Source organism: Flagellimonas sp. HMM57, from assembly GCF_021390175.1.
Lineage (GTDB): Bacteria > Bacteroidota > Bacteroidia > Flavobacteriales > Flavobacteriaceae > Flagellimonas.
The window spans coordinates 2732059-2757603 of sequence record NZ_CP090004.1 but is presented as its reverse complement, the minus strand read 5'-3'; the positions used below and the strand labels follow the sequence as shown (position 1 = coordinate 2757603).

The 25545-nt window shown below is 38.3% G+C and carries 26 protein-coding genes; 12 read left to right on the top strand and 14 right to left on the bottom strand.

The genetic code is table 11. From position 1 onward, the window contains the following. Positions 1–63 precede the first annotated feature (63 nt). From LV716_RS12170 to LV716_RS12165, 3 genes are all read left to right on the top strand, one after another. Positions 64–1011 (top strand): helix-turn-helix transcriptional regulator, encoded by a 948-nt coding sequence (locus tag LV716_RS12170; RefSeq protein ID WP_163418074.1) that lies wholly within the window; start codon positions 64–66, stop codon positions 1009–1011. Between the two features lie 196 nt (positions 1012–1207). Then, complete coding sequence (locus tag LV716_RS18475; RefSeq protein ID WP_255674256.1) at positions 1208–1339, top strand: hypothetical protein; 132 nt, start codon at positions 1208–1210, stop codon at positions 1337–1339. 83 nt (positions 1340–1422) lie between these two features. Then, positions 1423–2805: an exonuclease domain-containing protein gene (locus LV716_RS12165; RefSeq protein ID WP_163418073.1), complete on the top strand. Its 1383-nt coding sequence runs from the start codon at positions 1423–1425 to the stop codon at positions 2803–2805. Between the two features lie 443 nt (positions 2806–3248). Here the strand turns inward: LV716_RS12165 and aceA are convergent, their stop codons facing one another. Further along, entirely contained in the window at positions 3249–4526 is a 1278-nt protein-coding gene (aceA, locus tag LV716_RS12160) for an isocitrate lyase (protein ID WP_205600125.1), read from the bottom strand. Positions 4527–4604: 78 nt separating this feature from the next. Next, positions 4605–6206, bottom strand: a complete 1602-nt coding sequence (gene aceB / locus LV716_RS12155; protein ID WP_163418072.1) for a malate synthase A — start codon at positions 6204–6206, stop codon at positions 4605–4607. 126 nt (positions 6207–6332) lie between these two features. Between aceB and LV716_RS12150 the strand changes: the two genes are divergently transcribed. Beyond that, complete coding sequence (locus tag LV716_RS12150) at positions 6333–7808, top strand: helix-turn-helix domain-containing protein (RefSeq protein ID WP_163418071.1); 1476 nt, start codon at positions 6333–6335, stop codon at positions 7806–7808. Here the strand turns inward: LV716_RS12150 and LV716_RS12145 are convergent. The 4 genes from LV716_RS12145 to LV716_RS12130 form a co-directional block, all read right to left on the bottom strand. After that, complete coding sequence (locus LV716_RS12145; RefSeq protein ID WP_163418070.1) at positions 7801–8574, bottom strand: aldose 1-epimerase; 774 nt, start codon at positions 8572–8574, stop codon at positions 7801–7803. The two genes, LV716_RS12150 and LV716_RS12145, sit on opposite strands and share 8 nt — an antisense overlap. Next, on the bottom strand, positions 8574–9872 hold the full coding sequence (locus tag LV716_RS12140) for a M20/M25/M40 family metallo-hydrolase (RefSeq protein WP_163418069.1): 1299 nt from the start codon (positions 9870–9872) through the stop codon (positions 8574–8576). Before LV716_RS12140 ends, LV716_RS12145 begins: the two co-directional genes overlap by 1 nt. Before the next feature lie 32 nt (positions 9873–9904). Next, complete coding sequence (locus LV716_RS12135) at positions 9905–10885, bottom strand: PLP-dependent cysteine synthase family protein (protein ID WP_163418068.1); 981 nt, start codon at positions 10883–10885, stop codon at positions 9905–9907. A 265-nt stretch (positions 10886–11150) separates the two neighbouring features. Continuing rightward, positions 11151–12392 carry an ABC transporter permease gene (locus LV716_RS12130; protein ID WP_163418067.1) on the bottom strand — a complete coding sequence of 414 codons (1242 nt, stop codon included), beginning with the start codon at positions 12390–12392 and terminating at the stop codon, positions 11151–11153. 3 nt (positions 12393–12395) lie between these two features. Between LV716_RS12130 and LV716_RS12125 the strand changes: the two genes are divergently transcribed. Next, on the top strand, positions 12396–13622 hold the full coding sequence (locus LV716_RS12125; protein ID WP_163418066.1) for an exo-beta-N-acetylmuramidase NamZ domain-containing protein: 1227 nt from the start codon (positions 12396–12398) through the stop codon (positions 13620–13622). On the opposite strand, the gene LV716_RS12120 is transcribed toward LV716_RS12125, so the two are convergent. Further along, positions 13619–14449: a sterol desaturase family protein gene (locus LV716_RS12120; protein WP_163418065.1), complete on the bottom strand. Its 831-nt coding sequence runs from the start codon at positions 14447–14449 to the stop codon at positions 13619–13621. The two genes, LV716_RS12125 and LV716_RS12120, sit on opposite strands and share 4 nt — an antisense overlap. A gap of 21 nt (positions 14450–14470) precedes the next feature. Continuing rightward, the gene (locus tag LV716_RS12115) at positions 14471–14965 is read right to left on the bottom strand and encodes a YkgJ family cysteine cluster protein (protein ID WP_163419436.1); all 495 of its coding nucleotides are present in this window, start codon (positions 14963–14965) and stop codon (positions 14471–14473) included. An 84-nt stretch (positions 14966–15049) separates the two neighbouring features. On the opposite strand from LV716_RS12115, the gene LV716_RS12110 reads away from it, so the two are divergent. Continuing rightward, a complete protein-coding gene (locus tag LV716_RS12110) occupies positions 15050–15760 on the top strand; it encodes a bifunctional 2-polyprenyl-6-hydroxyphenol methylase/3-demethylubiquinol 3-O-methyltransferase UbiG (RefSeq protein WP_163418064.1) in 711 nt (236 codons plus the stop codon). Positions 15761–15802: 42 nt separating this feature from the next. Continuing rightward, entirely contained in the window at positions 15803–16723 is a 921-nt protein-coding gene (locus LV716_RS12105; RefSeq protein WP_163418063.1) for a hypothetical protein, read from the top strand. Positions 16724–16731: 8 nt separating this feature from the next. Here LV716_RS12105 and LV716_RS12100 read toward each other — a convergent pair whose 3' ends face one another. Then, entirely contained in the window at positions 16732–17364 is a 633-nt protein-coding gene (locus tag LV716_RS12100) for a 7-carboxy-7-deazaguanine synthase QueE (protein WP_163418062.1), read from the bottom strand. 102 nt (positions 17365–17466) lie between these two features. After that, positions 17467–17919, bottom strand: coding sequence for a Rid family detoxifying hydrolase (locus tag LV716_RS12095; protein ID WP_163418061.1), 453 nt, complete (start codon positions 17917–17919; stop codon positions 17467–17469). Positions 17920–17975: 56 nt separating this feature from the next. On the opposite strand from LV716_RS12095, the gene LV716_RS12090 reads away from it, so the two are divergent. Both LV716_RS12090 and LV716_RS12085 read left to right on the top strand, forming a co-directional pair. Next, on the top strand, positions 17976–19487 hold the full coding sequence (locus LV716_RS12090) for a helicase HerA-like domain-containing protein (RefSeq protein WP_163418060.1): 1512 nt from the start codon (positions 17976–17978) through the stop codon (positions 19485–19487). A 74-nt stretch (positions 19488–19561) separates the two neighbouring features. Beyond that, on the top strand, positions 19562–20110 hold the full coding sequence (locus LV716_RS12085) for a hypothetical protein (protein WP_163418059.1): 549 nt from the start codon (positions 19562–19564) through the stop codon (positions 20108–20110). Positions 20111–20117: 7 nt separating this feature from the next. On the opposite strand, the gene LV716_RS12080 is transcribed toward LV716_RS12085, so the two are convergent. Further along, positions 20118–20540 carry a helix-turn-helix domain-containing protein gene (locus LV716_RS12080; protein WP_163418058.1) on the bottom strand — a complete coding sequence of 141 codons (423 nt, stop codon included), beginning with the start codon at positions 20538–20540 and terminating at the stop codon, positions 20118–20120. Positions 20541–20637: 97 nt separating this feature from the next. On the opposite strand from LV716_RS12080, the gene LV716_RS12075 reads away from it, so the two are divergent. Both LV716_RS12075 and LV716_RS12070 read left to right on the top strand, forming a co-directional pair. Further along, the gene (locus LV716_RS12075) at positions 20638–21477 is read left to right on the top strand and encodes an alpha/beta hydrolase (protein WP_163418057.1); all 840 of its coding nucleotides are present in this window, start codon (positions 20638–20640) and stop codon (positions 21475–21477) included. Between the two features lie 34 nt (positions 21478–21511). Next, positions 21512–21937: a VOC family protein gene (locus tag LV716_RS12070; protein ID WP_163418056.1), complete on the top strand. Its 426-nt coding sequence runs from the start codon at positions 21512–21514 to the stop codon at positions 21935–21937. A 5-nt stretch (positions 21938–21942) separates the two neighbouring features. On the opposite strand, the gene LV716_RS12065 is transcribed toward LV716_RS12070, so the two are convergent. Both LV716_RS12065 and LV716_RS12060 read right to left on the bottom strand, forming a co-directional pair. Continuing rightward, the gene (locus LV716_RS12065; protein ID WP_163418055.1) at positions 21943–22566 is read right to left on the bottom strand and encodes a DUF2306 domain-containing protein; all 624 of its coding nucleotides are present in this window, start codon (positions 22564–22566) and stop codon (positions 21943–21945) included. Positions 22567–22569: 3 nt separating this feature from the next. Next, the gene (locus LV716_RS12060; protein ID WP_163418054.1) at positions 22570–24297 is read right to left on the bottom strand and encodes an alpha/beta hydrolase-fold protein; all 1728 of its coding nucleotides are present in this window, start codon (positions 24295–24297) and stop codon (positions 22570–22572) included. 147 nt (positions 24298–24444) lie between these two features. Here LV716_RS12060 and LV716_RS12055 point away from each other — a divergent pair, with 147 nt between their 5' ends. After that, on the top strand, positions 24445–24582 hold the full coding sequence (locus LV716_RS12055; RefSeq protein ID WP_233759124.1) for a hypothetical protein: 138 nt from the start codon (positions 24445–24447) through the stop codon (positions 24580–24582). Here LV716_RS12055 and LV716_RS12050 read toward each other — a convergent pair whose 3' ends face one another. Beyond that, a complete protein-coding gene (locus LV716_RS12050) occupies positions 24583–25467 on the bottom strand; it encodes a bifunctional 5,10-methylenetetrahydrofolate dehydrogenase/5,10-methenyltetrahydrofolate cyclohydrolase (protein ID WP_163418053.1) in 885 nt (294 codons plus the stop codon). Positions 25468–25545: the final 78 nt, after the last annotated feature.

The window sequence follows — 25545 nt, the reverse complement described above, 5'->3', positions numbered from 1 at the left end:
TTCAAATTGGCAGTGGATGGTCAGCCCTATTTTACAAATGATTAATTCTCAAACCTCTTGAAGATGACACCTCTAAATTATACCGATAGATTTTATAACCATTTTGAACGTACTTCCTACAACATATCGTTCAAGGATACGACCAAGGATAAAGTCACTTATGCCAAAAAGCAGAATAACGTTTTATTGCGTTATAGAATGAGAATCCCTGAGTTTAAATTTCAAAAAACCAATCTGACAATACGCTATTTTAAGGAAGGTACCGGTGAGTATTTTTTTAAGAACAAACGAATAAAGGTCGAGGACAATAAGTTTCTGATCACAAACCCAAACGATGGATGGGAATATATCAATGAGAAAAATGGGCATGTGGACATCTTAAGTTTTGCCGTATGCAACGATACCCTAAACCAATTTAATTTTTACCTAAAAAAAGATACCGTTGATAAATTGGACAGTCCTGATGGTAAAATACATGAAAACCCTTTTTTTATTGAAAAGATGCTCAATGTAAATCATTATTCATCAGGGCGTTTGCTTCAATACATCTATGATTTATCCAATCAGGGAACGTTCAAGTACACCTGCCCTTTTGAATTGACCGTTGAAATATTAAACACCATCTTTGATGAGCAACGCTTGGGAAACAAGATATCAAATAGCATCGATGTCAAAAAAGAGTCTACGAAACAAGAGGTATTACAAAGATTGCTCGTTGCCTATGAATTTATCCACGATAACATAAACCGACCAATTTCCATTGATGAGCTATCCAATGTCTGTTCGTTGTCGAAGTTTCACCTTTATGATTCGTTCAAAAAAGCGTTTGGTAAAACGCCACACCAATATGTAAATAGATTAAAGATTGCCAGAGCAAAACTGCTACTACAGAATAACCACTTATCGGTAAGTGAAGTTTCAGAGACTTTAGGTTTTAGTGATTTAAGCGTTTTCAGTAAAGTTTTTAAAAAAGCGTATGGTAATCCTCCTTCACACTATTCAAAACTTTGAAAAGTTCTTTTGAACAAGAAAATGCTTTTTTACATAAATCTCTCGACGCTATACTTCTACTCAAAAAAAACGACCAGTAGGCCTGTTTTTCGATAAAAACCCACTTACATTCCGTTTATCCCATCTTTTTTTCCTTCAACGATTGCTTTATGATACTACACTAAGCATCAACAACTTTGCAGTAAATAAAACCCCGATGAAAATACTGATAAAAAGTATCAAGAAAGAATTTACTCCCGATAATATGACCGCTGCCATTAGCTGTTTGATTATCTCTGTCACTATCTTCTTCATAATGGCCGTCTTGAACAGGGAAACACTTTTATAACATTGGTTTATTATTATTTTTAAGTTACCGCTTGGTGGCTTTTTACTTTATCCATAAATTCAGAGAAGATTTGTTTTTAGGATTTGTATACCATAATAGACATAGAAACTACGGGAAACAGTATCAAGGGAAATAAGATAACAGAGATTTCCATTTTTAAATTTGATGGTGAAAAAATCGTTGACGAATTCACATCACTTGTAAACCCTCAATCTCCCATTCCCTATTTTATTACGGGGCTTACTGGAATTGATGACCAAATGGTAAGAGATGCCCCAACATTTGCAACAATAGCAGAAAAAGTCCATCAAATTACCAAAGACTGTATTTTTGTGGCACATTCCGTAAATTTTGATTATGGGGTCATTAAAGAAGAATTTAGGCAAATTGGTGTAGATTTTATCCGAAAAAAGCTTTGTACGGTTCGCTTGTCTAGAAATCTGATTCCAGGCCTACATTCTTATAGCTTGGGCAAGTTATGTTCGGCTATAAATATTCCTTTGGAAGATAGACATAGGGCCAGAGGGGATGCACATGCTACAGTTTTGCTTTTCAAAAAACTGATAAATACCCCGAATGCCCAAGATACCTTTAAAAAATTCCTGAATTCAAGAAGTCAAGAAGCAACCTTACCGCCACACTTACCAAAATCCGTTTTTAACAGTATTCCTCAAAAACCGGGAGTCTATCATTTCAAAAATCAGAAAGAGGAGATTATTTACGTGGGCAAAGCAAACAACCTCAAAAAAAGGGTTTTGAGCCATTTTTATGACAAGAGCAACAGAGAAATCAAAATGTGCAGTGAAACCGCTAATATCGATTTTAAGCTTTCAGGGAGTGAGTTGGTTGCCCTTTTAATGGAATCAACCGATATAAAAGCATACTATCCCATATACAATAGAGCGCAAAAAAGAAATGTAAAACAATACGCTATATTTACTTATGAAGATCGTAAAGGGGTTATGCACCTAGCCTACAACAGTAGTAAAGCTGTACCCAGACCGCTAAAGGTTTTTTATAACCAGACAGATTGTAGGGCCTATTTAGAGGAACTGTGCAAAATATTTGCATTATGTCCCAAATATTGCCATCTCCAAGAGACCAATTCACCCTGTTCACACCATGTTTTAAGTTCTTGTGAAGGTATTTGTGCTTCCAAAGAAGCTGTAACCGACTATAACACAAAAGTGGAAACTGCTATTTCCAGTATAAAAACTTCACAGTCCGAAGTAAGTATTATCAAAGAAAAAGGTAGGAGTATGGATGAAAATGCATTTATACTTATTGATTCGGGAGTTTATAAAGGATATGGATTTATAGATAATCAGTTAGAAGTTTCGTCTGCTGCCGATATTGAAGCTTTCATAATTCCCCAAAGGAATACCGTTGAAACAGATAGGATATTAAACTCTTATTTATTGAGAAAAAGTAGTGCAGTCGAAAAACTTACTGTTTTCTACAACTGAAAAAACAGCTTGTTGTCAATCTTTGATTTTCTTGTACATCCGCACTACAAAAAGTAGCCAAATCACAAAAATTACAGCGACAATAATGGAATAAATAAGAACAAAATCCATTACTTTTTATATTTCAAGTAATTCATAAAACCAAGTATGGTCGGTGCCCAAAATGCAATAAAAATTGCATCCAGTTTTTTTCCTTGAAGGAAAAGCGTTTCAGAGACGATGATGATAGAAATTACCACAAGGAGCATGATACAGTTCATAACCCCTACTCTCTCAATAAATTTTCGGAACATGTAAGCGTATTTCGTAAAATTACACTCACTAAAGTACTTATTATAACGACTCAAAGGGTTAAAAAATTGTGATTTCTTTAACAATTTAGATTTAGCATCAAAAAATGCCCCAAAAAGGGGCATTTTATCAACCAACTAACAAAGAATACCTCAGAATTGGGCAGTCTCGGTACTTCCTTTCATAGCAACTGTACTTGATTTTCCCGAAGTAATAACATCTTGAACTTCGTCAAAATAACTGGTACCAACAAAACCTTGGTGTTTAACAGCCTTAAAACCATATTTCTGTAAAGCAAATTCTCGTTCCTGCAACTCAGAGTAGCCTGCCATTCCTTTTTCTTTATATGCTTTGCTCAACTCGAACATACTCGTATTCAGTGCATGGAAACCTGCCAAGGTTATAAATTGGAATTTATAGCCCATACCTGCCAATTCTTCCCTAAAAGTCTCCATCTCTTTTGTAGATAACTTGGACGCCCAGTTAAACGAAGGTGAGCAGTTATACGCTAACATTTTACCGGGATATTTTTTATGAATACCCTCAGCAAATTTTCTTGCTTGTTCCAAATCGGGTGTAGAGGTTTCCAACCAAATCAAATCTGCGAACGGTGCATAGCTCAATCCTCTATTAATGCCCTGTCCCAAGCCATTTTTCACATAGAAGAAACCTTCTGGGGAACGTTCCCCTGTAACGAATTCGTGATCCCTTTCATCTATATCGCTTGTAAGTAGATTCGCGGCATCTGCATCTGTTCGAGCTATTATCAAAGTGGGAACTCCCATTACATCCGAAGCCAACCTGGCCGCAATTAATTTATTGATTGCTTCTTGGGTAGGCACTAATACTTTCCCACCTAGATGCCCACATTTTTTTGCAGAACTTAGCTGATCTTCAAAATGAACACCTGCCGCCCCACTTTCAATCATGGATTTCATCAATTCAAAAGCGTTTAGATTTCCACCAAAACCGGCTTCGGCATCTGCGATTATGGGTACTAGATAATCCTTTTTATCCTCGGTTTCGTTTACCGTTTGAATCTGGTCTGCCCGCAAAAGTGCATTATTGATTCTTTTAACCACCATTGGAACACTATTGGCAGGATACAATGATTGATCCGGGTACATTTCACCGGCCAAGTTCGCATCTGCAGCCACTTGCCAACCGCTTAAATAAATTGCTTCTAACCCAGCCTCTACTTCTTGTATGGCCTGGTTACCTGTAAGAGCTCCCAAACCAGCGACAAAATCCTTACTGTTGAGTTGTTTCCAGAATTTTTCGGCCCCCAATCTAGCAATAGAATAATCTATTTCATAAGAACCCCTTAATTTAATGACCTCTTCAGCCGTATAAGGTCTTTCAACACCTTTCCACCTTGGGTTTACCATCCAATCCGTAAGTAATGCTTGGACTTTCTCCTTTTTTTCCATAATTTTAATTTTTCAATTTTGAACTTGAATCCCAGGTAATGTTCGCCCATTCTTGGGATTTTTTTATTTCTATTTTGATTACTCTATTTCCTGATAAGCATTAAGCGTTAAAAATTCTTCAAACTCTCTGGCTTTAACTAGTTCATCAAACAACTTGAAAGCTTTTTCAAACTTGGTAGTACCTAAATTAGCTTCCCCTACCACATGAATAATTTTATCCATTTCTTCCCTAAAAATCTTGGCATACAACTTGTCCGTAAACTTGCGCCCGTCTTCCAATAGCACATTAAACTTGCGCCACTGCCATATTTGGGTTCGTGAAATTTCTGCTGTTGCCGCATCTTCCATTAAATTGTAGAGTGCCACACATCCATTTCCCCTAAGCCACGCTTCTAGATACAATATGCCAACATTGATATTTTTCCGTATGCCTTTCTCTGTAATCGTTCCTTTTGGCACTGCAATCAAGTCTTCTTCAGATATGCTATCACCTTCCCTCAATACATGTAGTTGATTGGCACTTTTCATATGGGTATCGAATTCATCCTTAGCTATTTTTACCAATCCGGGATGGGCCACCCATGTACCATCATGACCATTTTTCACTTCACGTTCTTTATCTGCTCGTACTTTTTCCAAAGCAATTTTATTTGCTACAGGATTGCTCTTAATTGGAATTTGAGCTGCCATTCCACCAATTGCCAGAATACCTCTTTTGTGACAACGCTGAATCACTAATTTTGAATAAGCATCCATAAAGGGTACGGTCATTGAAACCTGATCACGATCCGGAAGTATAAATTCAGGATGGTTCCTAAACTTTTTTATGTATGAAAAAATATAATCCCAACGCCCACAGTTTAGCCCAACAATATGATTTTTGAGCTCGTAGATAATCTCATCCAACTGAAAACTTGCTGTTATGGTTTCGACCAATACCGTAGCTTTAAACGTGCCAACGGGAACACTTAGGTATTCTTCTGAAAAAGAAAAGACCTCATCCCACCATCTTGCTTCTAAATAATGCTCTAATTTTGGTAGATAAAAATAAGGAGCTGAGCCACGTTCCATTAAGGTTCTGGTATTATGGAAGACATAGAGTGCAAAATCAAACAAACTTCCGGACACTTCTTCACCATTGACCAGGATATGGCGTTCATTTAAATGAAGTCCCCGAGGTCTTACCAAAAGTACCGCCACTTCATCGTTAAGCTGGTATGACTTGTCTTTCTTGGAATCGTAAAACGATATTGTTCTTTTGTTCGCATCAATAAGGTTTTGCTGCCCTTGCAAGCAATTCTCCCATGTAGGTGAATTGCTATCCTCAAAGTCGGCCATAAACGTTTTTGCACCAGAGTTCAAGGCATTTATGACCATTTTTCGTTCCACTGGACCTGTGATCTCCACCCTACGGTCTTGTAAATCTTCGGGTATATACTTTACGCACCAATCCGTTTTCCTTGTTTCTTCTGTTTCTTTTGGAAATGATGGCATGACCCCTTCATCAAATAGCACCTGTTGTTTTAAACGTTCCTGTAATAACTGTAGCCGTTCCTTATTGAACTTTTGATGCAACTCTATCAAGAATTCCAATGCTCCGTCCATTAGCAATTCAGGATAATAGTTCGTCACCGTTTTTGAGAATTGTAAATCCGCTGGGGTAATCAATGCTTTTTCCATAACTAACTATTTTAGACATACAAGGATACTACAAAGTTTTTTCAAAAACAAGCGAACGTTCGCTAAATATAATATAATCGCTATTTTTATAATATTCGCAAAATATACTATCTTTGATTGCGAAAAATGGAAGAAGAATACATCAAACTAATTTTTGGGCTAAAACTCAAACAAATACGCGGAAAGAAAAACCTATCACTATTCGGGCTTTCTAAGCTTACCGGACTTTCCAAATCCTACCTGAACGAAATCGAGAAAGGAAAAAAGTATCCAAAAACCGATAAAATTGTCCTGCTTGCAGAGAAGCTAGAGGTGCCTTACGATAAAATGGTATCCTTAAAGCTGGATAAAAACCTAGCTCCCGTCGGGGAAATATTGCAATCCAAAGTATTAAAGGAGTTGCCACTGCACTTATTTGGGATTAAGGAAAGTGACCTTATCGATATTGTTGCCAATGCGCCGACCAAGGTAAATGCCTTTATCAGCACCATTATTGAAATTGCAAAACACTATGATTTTGGTAAGGAAAGCTTTTATCTTGCTTCCCTACGTTCGTACCAAGAAGCAAATCAAAACTTTTTTCCAGATTTGGAAAGTGCTGTTATTGATTTTGCAAAAGCATACCATATCAATATGGAAAAGTCCGTCTCTTCATCTGAGCTGGAAGAGATCCTAGTTGAAGAATACGGTTACACAATAAATAATGAAGACCTGATCACCTATAGGGAGTTGGATAATCTGCGTTCTATTTTTGTCCCTAAAACAAAGACACTTTTGGTTGCCGATCATGTAGATGAGGCACAGCGTACTTTTATTTACGCGAAGGAAATTGGCTATAATTATTTAAAAATCACAGAACGTCTGTACACGTTTACCTGGATCAAGTTTGAAAATTTTGACCAAGTACTCAACAATTTATATGCCTCTTACTTTGCAGGTGCACTGATCATTCCCAGACAATTGCTCAAACGTAATCTGGATGATTTTTTAGCAAAGCCAAAGTTCGACAAGACATTTTTGGCTAAAATGACAAAGCGCTTCAATGCGTCTCCTGAGTCTTTATATCAACGATTGACAAACCTATTGCCTGCCGATTATCAGATGGAGAATATATTTTTCCTGCGATTTGCATATCTAAAAGGGAGTCAACACTTCGATATCACCAAAGAACTTCATCTTACCCATCAACACTCGCCCCACGGCAATGAGACCAATGAAAAGTACTGTCGCAGATGGGCTTCGGTCCGCGTACTACAAAAAATTGAAAAAACAGATGCTGAGCATGATATTAAAGTACAGATTTCCCACTATCCAGATGATAAATTCTCATATTTAATTTTTTCTTCTGCCACCAAAGATCCATTTAAAAAAGACATGTACCGAAGTGTGGGCATTGGATTGCTCATGAACGACCAACTAAAGCGTAAAGTCAGTTTTCTGGGCGACAAAGCAATTAAAACCTATAATGTGGGTGTTACCTGCGAAAGATGTGCTATTGCGGATTGTGCCGAGCGAATGGCTCCTGCATCAATCTTGCTTGAACAAGAAAAAAATGCCATGACCGAAGCTGCTGTAGATGAATTAAAGCAGAAATTTAGTTGACCTTCAAAGTTACTTTGAATCGGGCTGAATCCTTCAAATATTGAAATCCTTCGTGCAGCTTACTTTGTTCAACCGCATAGGGATAAAAAGTAATGGGTTCAATACAGACCATGTTGTTTACCTCCGTCCAACACATAAAATGTTCAAAGCCTTCGGTTTCAATGGTAATGGATTTTTTGTCTTTTAATGTGATGGATTTACAATTGGCAATCTGTAAAGCTCTATTCCCAACCGCCAGAATCTCATCCAATGTGATTTCCTTTTCACCGGCAACTATTATCGGATTATCCGTATGAAGTTTAAATGCCGGGTGGTACCCTAACATAAAAGGCATATCATGTTCGCCTGTAATAATAAATGTAACTTCCAGTACTTCTCTGTTCAGGTTGAATGACTTTTCAAAACCAAAAGAGAAAGGCCACATCAACCACTGCTTAGTAGATTTTTCTGGATACTTGGAATTTTTAATAGGCGTTCCAGTTTTATACTCTTTTTTATAGACCGCCGAAGTTTCTGTATTGGAAACAAGTTTGTACTCCAATTCCCGTAAAATACCGTGCTGATCTTGTGTAGCATTTCCTTTGGAGACCTGTACGTTAAAGTTTGCTTCATTTACAGGTCCAATGATAGGAAACATCTCCGTATCCGAACTTCTCCAACCCGGGCTTCCTTTTTGATGGATGAATTCGTGACCTTTAACAACGTAGCTAACCAACTCTCCATCATCAATACCGACCGTACTATTTTCGTTTTTTAGAGTTATCATTAGTTTGTATTGATAAGTCTATAGATTAAGATTGCCGTACGTTTAGTCAAAGCTTCTATTGTATTTAGATTTACGGTTTCTTCAGGGGTGTGCGCCCCAGTGCCCATAGCTCCCAAACCATCTAGACAATCTACATATTCGGCAACGAAGGATGTATCTGCTGCACCGCGTTTCCCCGGATCATACGCCAAAACCTCGCCCTGTTCCAAATCGAGACTTACTTTATTCAAAACATTCAAAAGCGCCTTGTTTCCTTCTGTTGGCCCCATTGCTGGATAACTATCTGTAAAGGTTATCTCCGCAGAAGTATTGGGAAGATTGTTGGATATGATATTTCGCATTTTTTCTCGTGCCCTTTCTTTTTGTTCTTCCGAAATAAAACGCAACCCTCCACGCACCAAAGCTTTTTGGGCAACAACATTGGTCTTTCCAAAAACATCGCCTTTACTTGTTGCACCATCAAAATTGACAAAAGTTCCTCCTAAAAGAGTACCGGGATTAAACGTGAGCAAATCTTCACCTTTGACATCGGTATAAAATTGATGTAAGATGCGCGACATCTCAAATATGGCTCCTGCCCCAACCCGTTCATTAAAGATTCCAGAGGAATGTGCTCGTTTACCTTTAACCTCGACCGCCCAACCCGAAGAACCCCGTCTGGCGACCGTGGCGTAATTAAAACCTGTAGAAGTTTCAAAACCCAAAGCAATATCACTGCGTTTTGCTGCATCGATGAAATCTTTCCTACTAACTTCTAAAGGCTTTCCGGTACTTTCTTCATCTCCGGTAAAGGCTGTGATGATCTGTGCCTTCTTTAATAATCCATTTTCGTGCAGCGCCTTTAATGCATAAAGCACGATGACATTCCCTCCCTTCATATCATTGCCACCAGGTGCATGGGCAATACTATCGTTTATCATTTTGAATTCCTGAAAAGGACTATCCTCTTCAAAAACCGTATCCAAATGCCCTATAAGCAATAATTTCTTTCCTTTTTTACCTGTAGTCTCTGCAAACAGATGTCCAGCACGGTTCATTTCTGCAGGCATCTCAATCCAATTCGTTTGAAAGTTGATGTCTTCAAAAGCATCCTTAAAGACCATACCTACCTCTTTTACGCCTTTGGCATTTAGTGTACCACTATTGATATTGACTACCTTTTCTAGAAAGGATATAGCTTCGGAATTATTTTTCTCAACGGAAGTTATAATCTTCTTCTCGGTTTTTGAAAGATTTTGTGCAACTAGTGAGACAGTCAGCAAAAAACAGCTGACAGTTAGAAGATTCTTTAGTGACATAAGTTTGGATTTTAGCTCTAAAGTATAGAAAATTAATCTATATATCCTTTCTCCCGCATCCAATCATCATTAAACATTTTGCCAACATAGCGACTGCCATGGTCATGGAAAAGCACTACGACCACATCATCTTTAGAGAAGTGTTCCTTTAATTGAAGTAAGCCCTTAATGGCGGCTCCCGCCGAGTTCCCTAAAAACATGCCTTCTTCTTTTGCCAAACGTTGCGTATACACAGCTGCATCTTTATCGGTCACCTTTGTAAAGCCATCAATAATTCCAAAGTTTACATTCTTGGGCAATATATCCTCCCCTATCCCCTCGGTTACATATGGATATATTTCATTTTCATCAAAAATACCCGTCTCATGATATTTTTTAAAGACAGAACCGTAGGTATCGATTCCCCATACCTTTACATTGGGATTTTGCTGTTTAAGATAACTGCCCACGCCAGAAATAGTTCCACCGGTACCTACACCAACTACAAAATGGGTTACTTTACCGTCGGTCTGTTCCCAAATCTCTGGACCTGTGCTTAAGTAGTGCGCTTTACAGTTGGATGGATTATCGTATTGGTTCACATACCAAGAATTGGGAATCTCCTTAGAAAGTCGTTTTGCTGTTGAATAATAACTACGTGGATCTTCTGGAGCTACATCTGTAGGGCAAACATGCACTTCGCTACCAACCGCCTTTAATATATCTATCTTTTCTTTTGATTGCTTATCGCTGATAACGCAAATCATTTTATAACCTTTTACCACTGCCGCCAAGGCCAATCCCATCCCAGTGTTCCCAGATGTACCCTCTATAATCGTTCCACCTGGCTTAAGGATTCCAACAGCTTCAGCATCTTCGACCATTTGCAAGGCCATCCTATCCTTAACGGAATTTCCCGGATTGAACGTTTCATATTTCGCCAGCACCAAACAAGGTAATTCAGCGGTCAATGCATTCAATTTTACCAAGGGTGTTTTCCCAATGGTTTCAAGTATATTATTAGCGTATTCCATAATCGGCGCAAAGATAATCAAACGAGATTGAGTTCGTTGTTCGTTGTTGGTTTTTGAATTAAACTAAACTAGAGGTTGTATTTGAACTTTGAGCTTGAACTTGTATTTGTTTTAGGGTTAAGGGTTAAGGGTTAAGGGTTAAGGGTTAAGGGTTAAGGGTTAAGGGTTAAGGGTTAAGGGTTAAGGGTTAAGGGTTAAGGGTTAAGGAAAAAATTAAAATTTGAATTTTGAGCTTGCGTTTGAACTTGAGATTTGAACTTGAACCTCACTCAAACTTAATCGCTTTCACCGGAGTTATCTTGGTGATAATATACGAAGGCAATAAAAGCATTAACAAACACAAGAGCATAACACCTAGGTTCAAAAACAGAACCATTGGCACATCGATATGAACAGGAATATATTCGATGTAGTATTCTTCAGGATTAGGGAATTTGAATAATCGATACTTGTTTTGAAGGTACAACAATCCCAAACCAATACCATTGCCCCAAAGTAGTCCTATAGCAATCAGATAGGTGGCATTGTACAAAAACACTTTTCGAATACTCCAATTCTCTGACCCCAATGCTTTTAAAACCCCGATCATTTGGGTACGTTCTAAAATAAGCACTAACAAAGCTGTAATCATATTGATTCCTCCAACAATGATCATGATGCCTATGATCAGAGCTATATTAAAGTCGAATAATCCTATCCACTCAAAAATCCTGAAGTATTTCGTCTTTATATTTTGTGTGTCGAGATCAGAGAGCGTTTTTCCGTAGATTTCATTGCTTTTTTCTTCCAACTGATTGAAATCTTCCAGAAAAACCTCAAAGTTCCCAATTTCATCAGCTTTCCATTTGTTCATACGTTGAATGTGACGGATATCAACAAAAACATAGGTGCCATCAAACTCCTCAAAACCGCTATCATAAATACCAACTATGTTAAACTTTCTATTATTGGGAACTTTGGAAGCATCTCCATCTTTTAGAAAAAAAGAGAAAAAAGTATCGTTAACTTTAAGTTGCAACCGATTTGCCATGATTCTGGAAATCAAAACCTCATCATTTAGCTTACCACCATAATCGGGCAATCGACCATCTACTACAAATTCTTCAAAAGCATTCCAGTTATAATCCTGTCCCACACCTTTGGCCAGCATCCCTTCAAAGGTATCTTCGGTTCTAATGATGCCGCCTTTTGTTGCTACCGCTTGCACATGTGCAATTCCATCAACATCATTAAACTTTGGATAAAAATCTTGATTTAAGGAGATAGGCTCTACAGAAACATCCGAAGTATTATTATCGTAATTCGAAATTTGGATATGCCCGTTAAAGGCAGCAACTTTTTCACGGATCTTTTGTTTAAGGCCCACACCAGTGGCAATGGCAATCAGCATCATTACGATTCCAATGGCAATTGCTGCAATGGCAATTTTTATTATAGGAGCGGATATACTAATTTTATGCTCCTTCCCTGTAATAAGGCGCTTGGCAATAAACAATTCTAAATTCAACGAATGCCCATTTTATCTGTTTTCAAAAGTACAGTTTTATTGTTGTTTTTACTCTTTTCTTCATGTCGAGGACAAGAAGATTCCACCAAAAAACATATGGTGGACACAAAAAACGATTCGTTATCGGAAGTTAAAGTTGCCGCAAACAGGATATCCGCCTACCTTCATTTGCTTAAGGACAATGATATTGGAGTGGTTGCCAATCAAACCAGTGTTATTTTCAAAAAAGCGGGCAACACGCATTTAGTGGATTCTTTGATTTCCCTCAATGTCAATATTAAAAAAGTCTTTGCGCCAGAGCATGGATTTCGCGGAAAAGCAGATGCTGGTGAAGTGGTCAAGGACGGCGTCGATACTAAAACCGGACTTCCCATTGTTTCCTTATATGGGAAAAACAAAAAACCTTCCAAGGAACAATTACAGGACTTGGATATTGTTGTTTTTGACATTCAAGATGTGGGGGTGCGGTTCTATACGTATATCGCAACATTGCAATTAGTGATGGAAGCTTGTGCTGAAAATGACATTCCCATAATTGTGTTGGACAGACCCAATCCCAATGCGGGTTATGTTGATGGACCGACAATGAAAAAAGAACATACAAGTTTTTTGGGAATGACCACGATTCCTCTAGTTTATGGAATGACCATTGGGGAATTTGCAAAAATGATCAATACGGAAGGGTGGCTCACTGATGGAGTTATTGCTGATTTGACCATCATTCCAATTGAGAATTATAACCGAAATACCGACTATAGCTTATCGATTAGACCATCGCCCAACTTACCCAACGATACTTCTATACATCTATATCCCAGCTTAGGGCTTTTTGAGGGAACCAATGTAAATGCCGGGAGAGGTACCGAGTTTCAATTTCAACGCTATGGAGCATCGTTTTTGGACAGTACCCAATATGATTTCAGTTATGTACCTCAACCAAATTTTGGGTCCAAATATCCAAAAGAAGAAGGCAAAATATGTTTTGGAAGTGATCTATCTAAAGAAAAACGCATGAACATCATGTCCTTAAAGTGGTTGATCGATGCATATACAAACACCTCGGATAAGTCAAAATTCTTCAAGACCGAATCCTTCACCAAACATTCGGGCACCCCTGAGTTACAAAAACAAATTGAAGCTGGACTTTCGGAAGATGAGATAAAAGCTACTTGGCAAGAAGAATTGGAGACCTTTAAAGCTATCCGAAAAAAATATCTGATTTACGACTAATCACTTGTGGTCGGCTTGCGGTATTTATGAAAAGGCTGCTTTAACAAACCAATAATGCTACTGTTCTCTTTCTCATCAGGAAAAGTATCAACTCCATAGACTATTTTATCCACATCCATTTTCATGTATGTCCCAAAAAGCCTGTCCCAAATCGAAAAGATGTTTCCGTAATTGGAATCGGTATAGGGAAGTTGGTAATGATGGTGCACCTTATGCATATCCGGACTTATAATAATCCAACTTATAGCATCATCAACCTTTTTTGGCAAGCGTATATTGGCATGGTTAAATTGCGATAGCACCACAGACAGACTTTGGTAGAGCATGATGATACCTATTGGCGCTCCAACAATGAAAACGCCTATTAAGGTAAATGTATACCGAATCAAACTTTCTAAAGGATGGTGTCTATTGGCTGTTGTGGTATCTACATTATGGTCGGAATGATGTACCAAATGCACCATCCAAAGGGGTTTTACCTTGTGTTCCACCAAATGTGCAGTATAGGCGCCTATCAAATCCAATAGCATGACACCCAACAAAACGTATAACCATAACGGCATTTCCGGAAGCCAATTAATGATTCCAAACTGATTTTCCACTGACCAATCCGCTGTTTTCAATAGTAAAAACGCCAAAGGAAAATTGACAATTATTGTTGTAAGCGTAAAGAAAAAATTAGGAACGGAATGACGCCACTTTTTATAGTTCACGTTAAAGAGCGGTACGATTCCCTCCAAAATCCAAAAAAAGGTAATTCCACCGATTAGAATTAGGCTTCGGTGCAATGCGGGTATATTTTCGAAATAGGTGATTATCTGCTCCATACCTTCAAATATAAGAAATCGTCAAAACTTGATTTTGCGCTTCATTTCTTCGACAATATTAAAGGCGGCGGGGCAAATAGCAACGTTCTTTAAAGTAAGGTTAGTAATCTGTTGAAACTTTTTTCGGTCTGTATGGGGAAACTCACGGCATGCTTTAGGACGCACCGAATAAATGGAACAGTAATTATCATCTCCCAAGAATGTACAAGGAACTTCTTTTAGTACATAGTCGTTGTCTTCATCGACCCGAAGGTATTCATCAATGAACTGTGAAGGTTTCTTTCTAAAGTACTTAGCTATTCGCTCAACATCGGCATTGGTGAAAAGAGGCCCTGTTGTCTTACAGCAATTGGCACAAGTGAGGCAATCCGTGCGTTGAAATTCTGCATCATGAAGGTCCTGCATAACATAATCCAAATCTTTTGGAGGACGTTTTCTGAGCTTCGCAAAAAATCTTTTATTCTCTGCATGCTTTTCTTTTGCTTTTTTAGGCAATTGCTCAAGTTCCTTCTTCATCATGAAGCAAACTTAAAAAATGGATTTCATTTAAACCCTTATCTTCGATTAAAGTCCCATTTTTGCAGTATTCGATTTTAATGTATGGAAGATATTTTTGGTACAGCTTTACTGGATTATCAGAATAAAAACTATTCAGAAGATATAAAAACCTATTCTTCTCTTGATGAAGAAGATGTTATCCCACTGCCCTACTTATTTCGCAGCTATAATGAAATGCCACTCTTGGAGCAAAAAGCGTTGCGTTTGGCAAAGGGAAAAGTATTGGATATAGGCTGTGGTGCAGGAAGTCATGCACTACACCTTCAAAATAAAGGATTGGAAGTTACCGCTTTGGACACCTCAAAAGGAGCGATAGAAGTTTGCAAAGAAAGGGGTGTAAAAACAACCGTACAAAATACCATACTCAACTATCACGAATCAAAATTTGATACTTTATTATTACTTATGAACGGCATTGGTTTGGCAGGAAAGTTGATAGCTTTAGTTGAGTTTTTAAATCATTTAAAATCATTGTTATTGCCAAACGGGCAAATTCTATTGGATTCAAGCGATATCATCTACATGTTCGACCAAGATGAAGATGGTGGGTTTTGGGTCCCCAACAATGGAGAGTATTATGGAGAGGTATGTTTTACATTGGAATATAAAGGACATAAAGGACCACCGTTCAATTGGCTCTATATTGATTTTAGTACATTGAAGAATGCATGTGAAACCAATGGATTTAATTGCGAGCTTGTAAGCCAAGGGAAACATTACGACTATTTGGCAAGACTTTCGTTACCTGTATAATAGAATTCGCCCATTGGCGTTTTCATTACATATCATTTTGCTATGAAAAAGAAAAATCTGATTCTTCTATTAATTGTTTTGGCATTTGTCAGTAGCTGTTCCAATGATTCGGACGATGACTCCAATCCCTCAGCAACTGTAAACAAAACACCTAACTTACAAGCTACAGGGTCCTCTGCGAACGATATTTTATCTAATGTGAATTTTGATAAACTATTGATTGAAATTACCTATGTTCGCGGGTTTCGCCCTACAGAAACCTCAATTGATAATTTTGTGGGCTATCTATCCGATAGGACTTTTAAAACGGATATTGAAGTTACATATAGGGAATTACCCTCTCCAAATGAGGAAACACTGATTTTGGACGAAATTGCAGATTTAGAGGAAGAGAATAGAACGGCTTATAACGACGGTAGCACTTTGGCCATCTACATTTATTTTGCAGATGCCCCATCAGATGGTGATGATTTGGACGAAGGCTTGGTTACTTTAGGAGCTGTATACAGAAATACTTCTATGATAATTTACGAATCTACAATAAGAACTTTGGCAAGTAGAAGGGAGACCATATCTTTAACCGATGTTGAGACCGCCACGTTAAATCACGAATTTGGACATTTATTTGGATTGGTAAACTTAGGTACTGAAGCCATTAATGAACATGAAGACATTCAAAGGGACGAGAATGGCAATCCCGTCCTGGATGATAATGGCAACCCTATTGGTAATGATCATTGTAATGTAGACGGTTGCTTAATGCGTGCAGAATTGGTATTTGGAAGTTCAGCAGCAAGAATGCTAAGCTTAGCCGGAAAGACTTCAGGATTACGTTCGGCATGTAACTTAAATGGGAATACAATCCTAAAAATGCTGGAAAGCAATGTCGCTAGAGGGTCTGCTGCAGTTCCACGTCTTGATGCCGAATGTATTTTGGATTTACAAAACAACGGCGGACGTTAATCTTAGGTTTAAGGAATATTCAAGTATTTATGGGTTTGTAAGGATACTTTCCACTTTGGATGCTCCATAACGTAATCCACAATTAGTGGAACCATTTTTTCACGCACGCTCCACTCTGGTTGTAAATACAATATGCAATTGCCATTAACTTTTGCAGCTTGCTCCTCAGCGAATATAAAATCGTGCTTATTGAAAATTATAACCTTCAATTCGTGGGCAACGCTATAAACTTCATCAACAGGGAGCTTATTCTTTTTAGGTGAAAGACAAATCCAGTCCCAAATACCTGTTAGCGAATATGCCCCAGAAGTTTCAATATGGGTTTTTAGGCTCATGTTCTTCAATCCAGAGGTCAATGGCCCCATATCCCACGTAAGCGGCTCACCACCTGTAACAACAATAGTATCTGAATATTTAGCAGCATTCTCAACAATACTTCCAATTTGAGTAGGTGGATGTGTATCGGCATTCCAGCTTTCTTTTACATCGCACCAATGGCAACCTACATCACAGCCACCAACACGTATAAAATAAGCAGCCGTACCTTTATGAAATCCCTCTCCTTGGATAGTGTAGAACTCTTCCATTAAAGGAAGCATCAAACCTTTCCCTACCAAATCCATAACCTGTTCTGAAACCATTTTGCAAAGATAGGTTGGATGGTTGGATTTTCCGATTAGTAGGTTTCTGGAATCAGTATTCCTAAAAAGGGGATTTTAGAACAGCCTGTCTGCAATCATCGGTTATCTGACAGCGACAACCTCAATCTCAATTTTGGCATTTCTTGCCAATCCACTAGCTGCAAAAGTGGTTCTTGCTGGCTTTTTTGTAAAAAACTTGGAGTATACTTCGTTAAACGCACCAAAATCATCCATAGTACTTAAGATAACGGTACATTTTACAACATTTTCCAATTTCATATTATGCTGCGCCAAAACAGCTTCAATATTTTTGATTACTTGTTCGGTCTCACCTTTTATGCCACCTTCGACCATGGTTCTGGTAGAATGGTCCATTCCTATTTGTCCTGCCAAAAAGAAAAGGTTTCCTGCTTGCACCACATCACTAAAAGGAGCATTTTGCTTTTTTACTTCGTGCGATTTATGAAAAATAATCTCCGTGGTTTTTTGAGCATGGGACGCAGCAAATATTCCAAGCATGAGAACAGAAAGAAAAAAACGTTGAACCAGTTTCATAATAGTGTTTTTAGATTTGTTTAAAATTACCCTATTTTTATCAGAAATTGAAGTCCATGGAAGGCAAAGAAAAATTCTTTGAACATATTGAAAAAGGCTACACGACCAAAGGTGATTTTATAACTATGGGCGCAGGAATCCTTAATGGTGAAACTGTTACCAATGCCTTAGTAAAGATTCCGTTGAAAACTCTTAACCGCCATGGGTTGATTGCAGGAGCAACAGGTACGGGAAAGACCAAGACACTCCAAGTAATTGCCGAGAATTTATCTGACAAGGGAATTCCAGTATTGTTAATGGACCTAAAGGGTGACCTAAGTGGTATAGCACAACCAAGTCCTGGCCATCCCAAAATAGATGAGCGTCATGAAAAAATTGGGATTCCCTTTAATGCCACCGCATTTCCTGTAGAAATTTTATCCCTTTCAGAACAAAATGGGGTTCGTTTACGTGCCACGGTCTCAGAATTTGGTCCTGTATTGCTTTCAAGAATTTTGGACCTAACGGTCACACAAGAAGGTATTGTCGCGGTTGTCTTTAAATACTGTGATGACAACAAACTTCCATTATTGGATTTAAAGGATTTTAAAAAAGTGTTGCAATATGCCACTGGCGAAGGGAAGAAAGAATTTCAGGAATCCTATGGAAGAATCTCAACCAGCTCTACGGGAACTATTTTAAGGAAAATCATAGAGCTGGAGCAACAAGGGGCAGATTTGTTCTTTGGTGAAAAATCATTCGAAGTGGACGACCTGGTTCGTATAGATGAAAATGGTAGAGGTTTTATCAACATCATTAGATTGACCGATATTCAAGACAAGCCCAAACTTTTTTCAACCTTTATGTTGAGTCTTTTGGCCGAAATTTACAGTACATTCCCAGAACAAGGTGATAGTGACAGACCAGAACTGATTCTTTTTATAGATGAAGCCCATCTGATTTTCAAGGAAGCTTCAAAGGCATTATTGGACCAGATTGAAAGTATCGTAAAACTAATCCGTTCCAAGGGTATTGGGCTCTATTTTGTAACACAGAACCCAACCGATGTCCCAGATGCCGTATTGTCACAGTTGGGGCTTAAAGTACAGCATGCGCTTAGAGCCTTCACGGCGAAGGATAGAAAAGCCATTAAACTTACTGCCGAAAATTATCCAGATTCTGAATTTTATGACACCAAAGAGGTCTTGACATCATTAGGAATTGGTGAAGCCTTAATTTCTGCTTTGGATGAAAAGGGAAGACCTACTCCACTTGCGGCCACTATGCTACGCGCGCCCATGAGCAGAATGGACGTTTTAACGAATACTGAGCTAAAAGATGTTTTGGGCAAGTCCAAACTCATTAAAAAATACAATGAGGATATTGATAGAGAAAGTGCCTATGAAATTCTCAATGAAAAAATAGAAGTAGCTGAGAAGGAGGCTGAAAAAGAGAAAGAAAAAAAAGCTACATCCAGAAGAAGTACCTCTGCCAGAAAGAGCACCCGAATGAATCCTGTTGTAAAGGTGTTGACCAGTGCTACTTTTATTCGCGGTGTACTTGGAGTCTTAAAAAAAGTTATACGTTAGTTGTTAGTTGTTAGTTGTTAGTTGTTAGTTGTTAGTTGTTAGTTGTTAGTTGTTAGTTGTTAGTTGTTAGTTGAATGAAAAAATTAATATTGGTATTTGGCGTTCTGAATTTGTTATTTTTTCTTGGATGCAAAGAAAAGGATACTACATTCTTAATTTCAGAAAATAGTGTCGGTATGCTTTTGAATACGACACCTATAAATGATTTAGAAACTGTTTTTGTGCAAGATTCTATTGTAAAAGACACTTTGAATCTTAAAATTGGAACAAGAACAAGAAAAGTGAAGGTATTTGAAAAAGGTGGGAAACATCTATTGACACTGACACCTAGTTTGGATAGCATACCGACCGTAGAAAATGTGCGAATCTTTGATATACGGTATGAAACTGAAAAAGGTATTGGGCTGAACAGTACTTTTGGAGAAATTCAGCAAAAGTATCCTATTAAAAAAATTGTGACCACTTTAAAAAGCATTGTGGTTTTCCCAAAGGGAAGCAATATTTATTTTACCATCGACAAGGAGGAATTGCCCGCTAATCTTCGATACGGCACTTCAACTATTGAGGCGGTTCAAATACCCGATGATGCCAAAATAAAATACATGATGTTGGGATGGGATTAAGCTAGCATCATAGCAATCCATATTTTTCTCTGTTGGCCAAAACCTTTGGGCTATTGGCTTGCATCCATTCCGTTAATTCCAATAATCTTTCCACATAGGACTGGCCAAATTCGGTTAAGCTATATTCAACCCTGATGGGCACTTCGGCATAGGCTTTTCTGGAAATATAGCCATCTGCTTCCAAGACCTTCAAACGTTGACTTAATACCTTATTCGATATACCGTAGACAAACTTTTTAAGCTTATTGAATCGCAATACGGGAAAATAGCCCAGCCAAAGAATGATCAATGTACTCCATTGGTCAGATGCTACGGACATTACATCTCGCACAGGGCATAATTCTGGCGGATGTTTGTAGTCAATATGCCCAAACATTTTTTCTAATTTTTTTGCAGTTCTAACTTTCTGATTGTCAGCAATAGTTTCCATAATTACACCTGATTTGATTCTAGTAACCCCAATTATTTTAAAAAGTAATCTGTATTTTTAATCTCTTTTATAGAGTAAGTTACAAAAAGTAACCAATATGAAAAAACTTATAGCCGCAATACTTCCAAGAATTTATGGCACGTATTTTAATATACTTTCGCTTTTTGCACCCAAGAAAACCGCCAGTAAAGCTTTCAATTTATTCTGTACCGTAAGAAAAGGAAAGGTTAAACCGCAACAAGAAGAATTCTTGGATAACGCCAAAAAAGCAACAGAGTTAGTAGCTGGTCATACATTGCAATCGTACCATTGGCCGGGAACCAAAGAAACCGTTTTACTTGTTCATGGTTGGGAAAGCAATACGTTTCGCTGGCGGAACCTTATCAAAAAATTGACCAAAGCAAATTTTAATGTTATAGCATTCGATGCCCCTTCCCATGGATATTCTTCTGGTAAGCTTCTATATGTCCCTTTGTATGAAGAAGCCGTACACTATATGATTAAGAAATACAACCCTAAATATCTTATTGGTCATTCCGTAGGTGGTATGACCCTTATGTACAATGAATTTAAAAATCCGAATCCTTTGGTCGAAAAATTGGTCATCATAGGGGCTCCTTCAGAATTCCATGAAATCATGGGGCATTATCAGGGCTTATTAAGATTCAACGACCGCGTCATGAAAGCATTGGACAACTATATTTTTGACAGGTTCGGCTTTCGAATTCTTGATTTTTCCGCTTCAAAATTTGCCTTATCAAACACAAAAAAAGGGTTATTGTTCCATGATCGATTTGACCTTATTGCACCGTATCATGCCTCAGAAAAAGTACATAAAAATTGGAAGGGAAGCAAGTTGATTACAACGGAAGGTTTGGGGCATTCCATGCACCAAGAGGAAGTGAACGACCAAATTGTTAATTTCTTGGAGGCTTAGATAGGATATCCTAATTTTACTAAAAGTCTTCAATATGAAAAATGTAACGCCTTTCCACGTAGCGATTCCCGTTCACAATTTAGATGAGTGCAGAACCTTCTACAAAGATGTTTTAGGATGTGAAGAAGGTCGTAGTAGCGATCATTGGGTAGATTTTAGTTTGTTTGGCCATCAAGTGGTCATTCACTACAAAGCTAAATCCGAAGAAGAAGAAGTGCATACCAATGCAGTTGATGGAAAAAATGTACCTGTTCCGCATTATGGGGTTGTATTGCCATGGGATACTTTTCAATCTTTTTCCAGCACCCTTAAATCCAAAAATGTAAAATTTGTTATTGACCCCTACATACGATTTGAAGGTGAGACTGGCGAACAGGCCACCATGTTCTTCCTTGATCCTGCCGGAAATGCCTTGGAGTTCAAGGCATTTAAGGACATGGAACAGTTGTTTGCCAAGTAGGTCGTCTATGCCAAAACAATACCTTTTTTCCGTATCCAGAAAAAAGCGAATATCATATTAGGAACCCAGCAAAGCCAAGCCACAATTTTGTAGGCTGGCAAGAAGGCTCCAAACGCAATGGTTAAAAGAGGCAACCATATACGAAGGGTGACCGCGGCAAAACATGCAGCGTAGCTATAAATCATCATTCCTTGGTGCAAGGTCAAATCCTTTTTTCGAATAGCTATATATGCCCTGAGCGTAGTGTACAGCCAAATTGCGCCCAAACAAAGAAAACCTAGTGATGCAATAAAACCACCTGTAGCAAAAAAAGCGATGTATACGCCACAGATTCCACTTATCAATACAGTAAAGACGTAAAATTTACCAAGATTCCTGTGTAGTTTTAAATTCTTGGAACGAATTTTTTCACTGAACTGCGACCATCCTGTCATTAGTGCCAAGCCTCCAAAGGTAATGTGTCCATAGAAACCAATATTCCAAACCGTATTCGACAAGAGCTCGGCGTTCTTTGAGAGCAACAAACCAAATTGCTTACCAAAATAGGCGTAGACCAAAGGATAAAATCCTACTCCTATGGCCAAAAAAGCAAATACGACCCAAGCTATTTTGTTTGTTGAATTCTTCATGATTTATTGATACCTCCAGCTTGTTAAGTCTGCATCTTTTGGAGCACTTTCTGCTATACGTTTCATAATTTTAGGCACGTACATGGTATTATAACGCATGCGTGTTATGTGATTTGGTAATTCCGGGTCCCCGTTCCAACAATGCTCGGACCTGTCTCCATATAATACTTCTCCTTCATAGTAAGGATCTGTAGTACTTTCCAAAAAATCTTCCATTAGGTACACCGCATTGTTTAGATAATAGTTATCCATATCCCCACAATAGATATGAATTTTACCTTTTAGATTTTCGCCCAGCTTGTCCCAATCCCGTTCCAGAATATACCTAAGGTCAAAATTCTCACGCCAATAATCCGCTACTTTGGGATTGATGTCTCCCGTCATTTTATCCCAGAGGCGTTCTGGATAACCATCTTTACCTTGAGGAGAATAAGTCGCTTCCCAAATATCCCATTGCTGACCAGACCTAGATTTTGTACCCAAAACCAATTCCAAATGGTTGTATTCTCTAGTTGTTGTCTGAATTTGTCCTAAATAGTCGCGATGTGCAGGCACCTCCAATTGTTTGTGCTCACTTTCGTAATAATAGGCATTTTTGTCCTCGTAGATATTGGTGAGGCAATATGCCCTAAAATCTATTGGGTCTGGGCAGGCAGCGAAACAACCATTGTATTCTTCCGGATATTTTACTTGTACCGCCAAAGCTTCCCAACCTCCTGTAGAGCCACCATATAAGAACCGAGACCATCCTTCTCCCATACCCCTAAACTCCTTTTCTATGTACGGAATCAATTCATGCGTGATCGCATCACCGTAAGGGCCTTGACTTTCTGAATTGACCGCATAGGAATCGTCATAATACGGTGTTGGATGCTGAATTTCAATGATTAGAAACCTTGGAAAATCAGGTTCGTTCCAACGTTGGTAAAAATCATATGCTTCTTGTTGTTGTATAATATTATATCCCTCAACATTAAAACGTGCCGAGTACTCAGGTTTTGTATTTGGGTCGGGCGGCGTTGTTCTAAAACCGCCAAAATCACTTGGAAAATGACCATGAAAAATCATCAATGGATATTTTGCTTCTGGATGTTCTTCAAAACCTTTTGGAAGTAACACGTGAGCTCCCAAATACATATCCCTTCCCCAAAATTCAGAAAGCTTTTCAGATTTAATCTTTATATGTTTTATCCATTCGGTGTCTTTTGCCTCTTCAATGGGTGGAATTACTTTATCCATGACCACATTAACATTTTGAACGCCATTTTCGTCAATTGTGATTTTAAAAGGTTCACTGTACAAGTTTCCGGGAGATTTGTTCCATTGTTGACCTTCTCCGTTATCCATAGGCAACTTAACAGTATGGCCTGTAGCTAGATTGAAGGTCTCGTAAGTATGTAGAAGTGCTTGCACATTATATTCTCCCGGGGGGACGTTATTCAGACTTTTATAGGGGAATCCGAAAACGGCATCATCGAAGACAAGCTCTTGAGCTGGGTTCATATTTTCAACGTCCATGCCAAAAATCAATTGTGTCTTCAACCCTGCGTTTATTTGAAAACGGGGTTCTTTTTCATCGTTTGTGGACAGCATTAGCAGTAAACGTCCATCTAAAGGTTTATCACTGGCATTAGTTGAAAATGATACAGCAATACGGTTTGTGGCTTCTTTTTTGGCGCAAGAGCTCAGCACCAATAAAAAGGATAAAAAGAAAAATGCTTGAATTTTCATGGACGGTTGAATTTGAACTAAAAGATACTGAATTTAAACCTTGCTTCAAACCAATTCTTTTTTCAACTATTTCTGGATACTATTTTGGTATGACCAAACGTTATCTAATTAGAAATCATACAGGTATAACACCTACTAAATTACCAGATGATGAAGACAATTTTACTTTTAATTACTTTAGTATTCACCTCAATGGCCGTTACAAGTTGTACCAATGACGAAGGCGACCAAGACTTGGAAATATTGACCCCAGACGAAGAAACCCAATTAAAGGAAAACGAATAGTTATTTTTTCATTCTATGACGCTCCCTTGCCAATAACGTGTTTTTTAACAACATGGCTATTGTCATAGGTCCTACACCACCCGGAACTGGAGTGATATAAGATGCTTTCTTGCTAACGTTTTCAAAATCTACATCTCCTGTGATATAATATCCCCTTTCGCGAGAATCATCGGGAACACGGGTTATGCCCACATCTATTATTACGGCATCGTCCTTTACCATTTCCGCTTTAAGAAATTTAGGAACCCCTAATGCAGAAATAACAATATCCGCCTGAGAAATAATCTGGGTGATATTTTTGGTATGACTATGGGTAAGGGTAACCGTGGAATTTCCGGGCCATCCTTTTCTGCCCATTAAAATACTCATTGGCCTACCAACAATATGGCTGCGACCGATCACGACCGTATGCTTGCCTTTGGTATCAACATTGTAACGTTCAAGAAGTTCAAGAATTCCAAAGGGTGTAGCGGGAATGAATGTACTCATATCCAACGCCATTTTACCAAAATTCGTTGGATGAAAGCCATCAACATCTTTATCTGGATGAATGGCCATAATAACTTCTTGTGTATCTATTTGCTCTGGAAGTGGAAGTTGGACTATAAAACCATCTATATTTTCATCTTCGTTGAGCTCATGTATTTTTTTAAGTAGTTCTTGTTCTGATGTTGTACTTGGCATACGGATTAGCGTAGACTCAAAACCGATACGTTCGCAGGATCGCACCTTACTTCCTACATAGGTAAGACTTGCTCCATCGTTACCAACTATTATTGCCGCAAGATGAGGAACTTTTTCTCCTTTTTCCTTCATTTTGGCAACCTCGGCCGCGATTTCATTTTTAATGTCGTTGGATACTTTTTTCCCATCTAGGATTTCCATCTGAACGCTTATTTAAGTAACAAATTATTGACTACTGACTACTGACTACTGACTACTGACTACTGACTACTGACTACT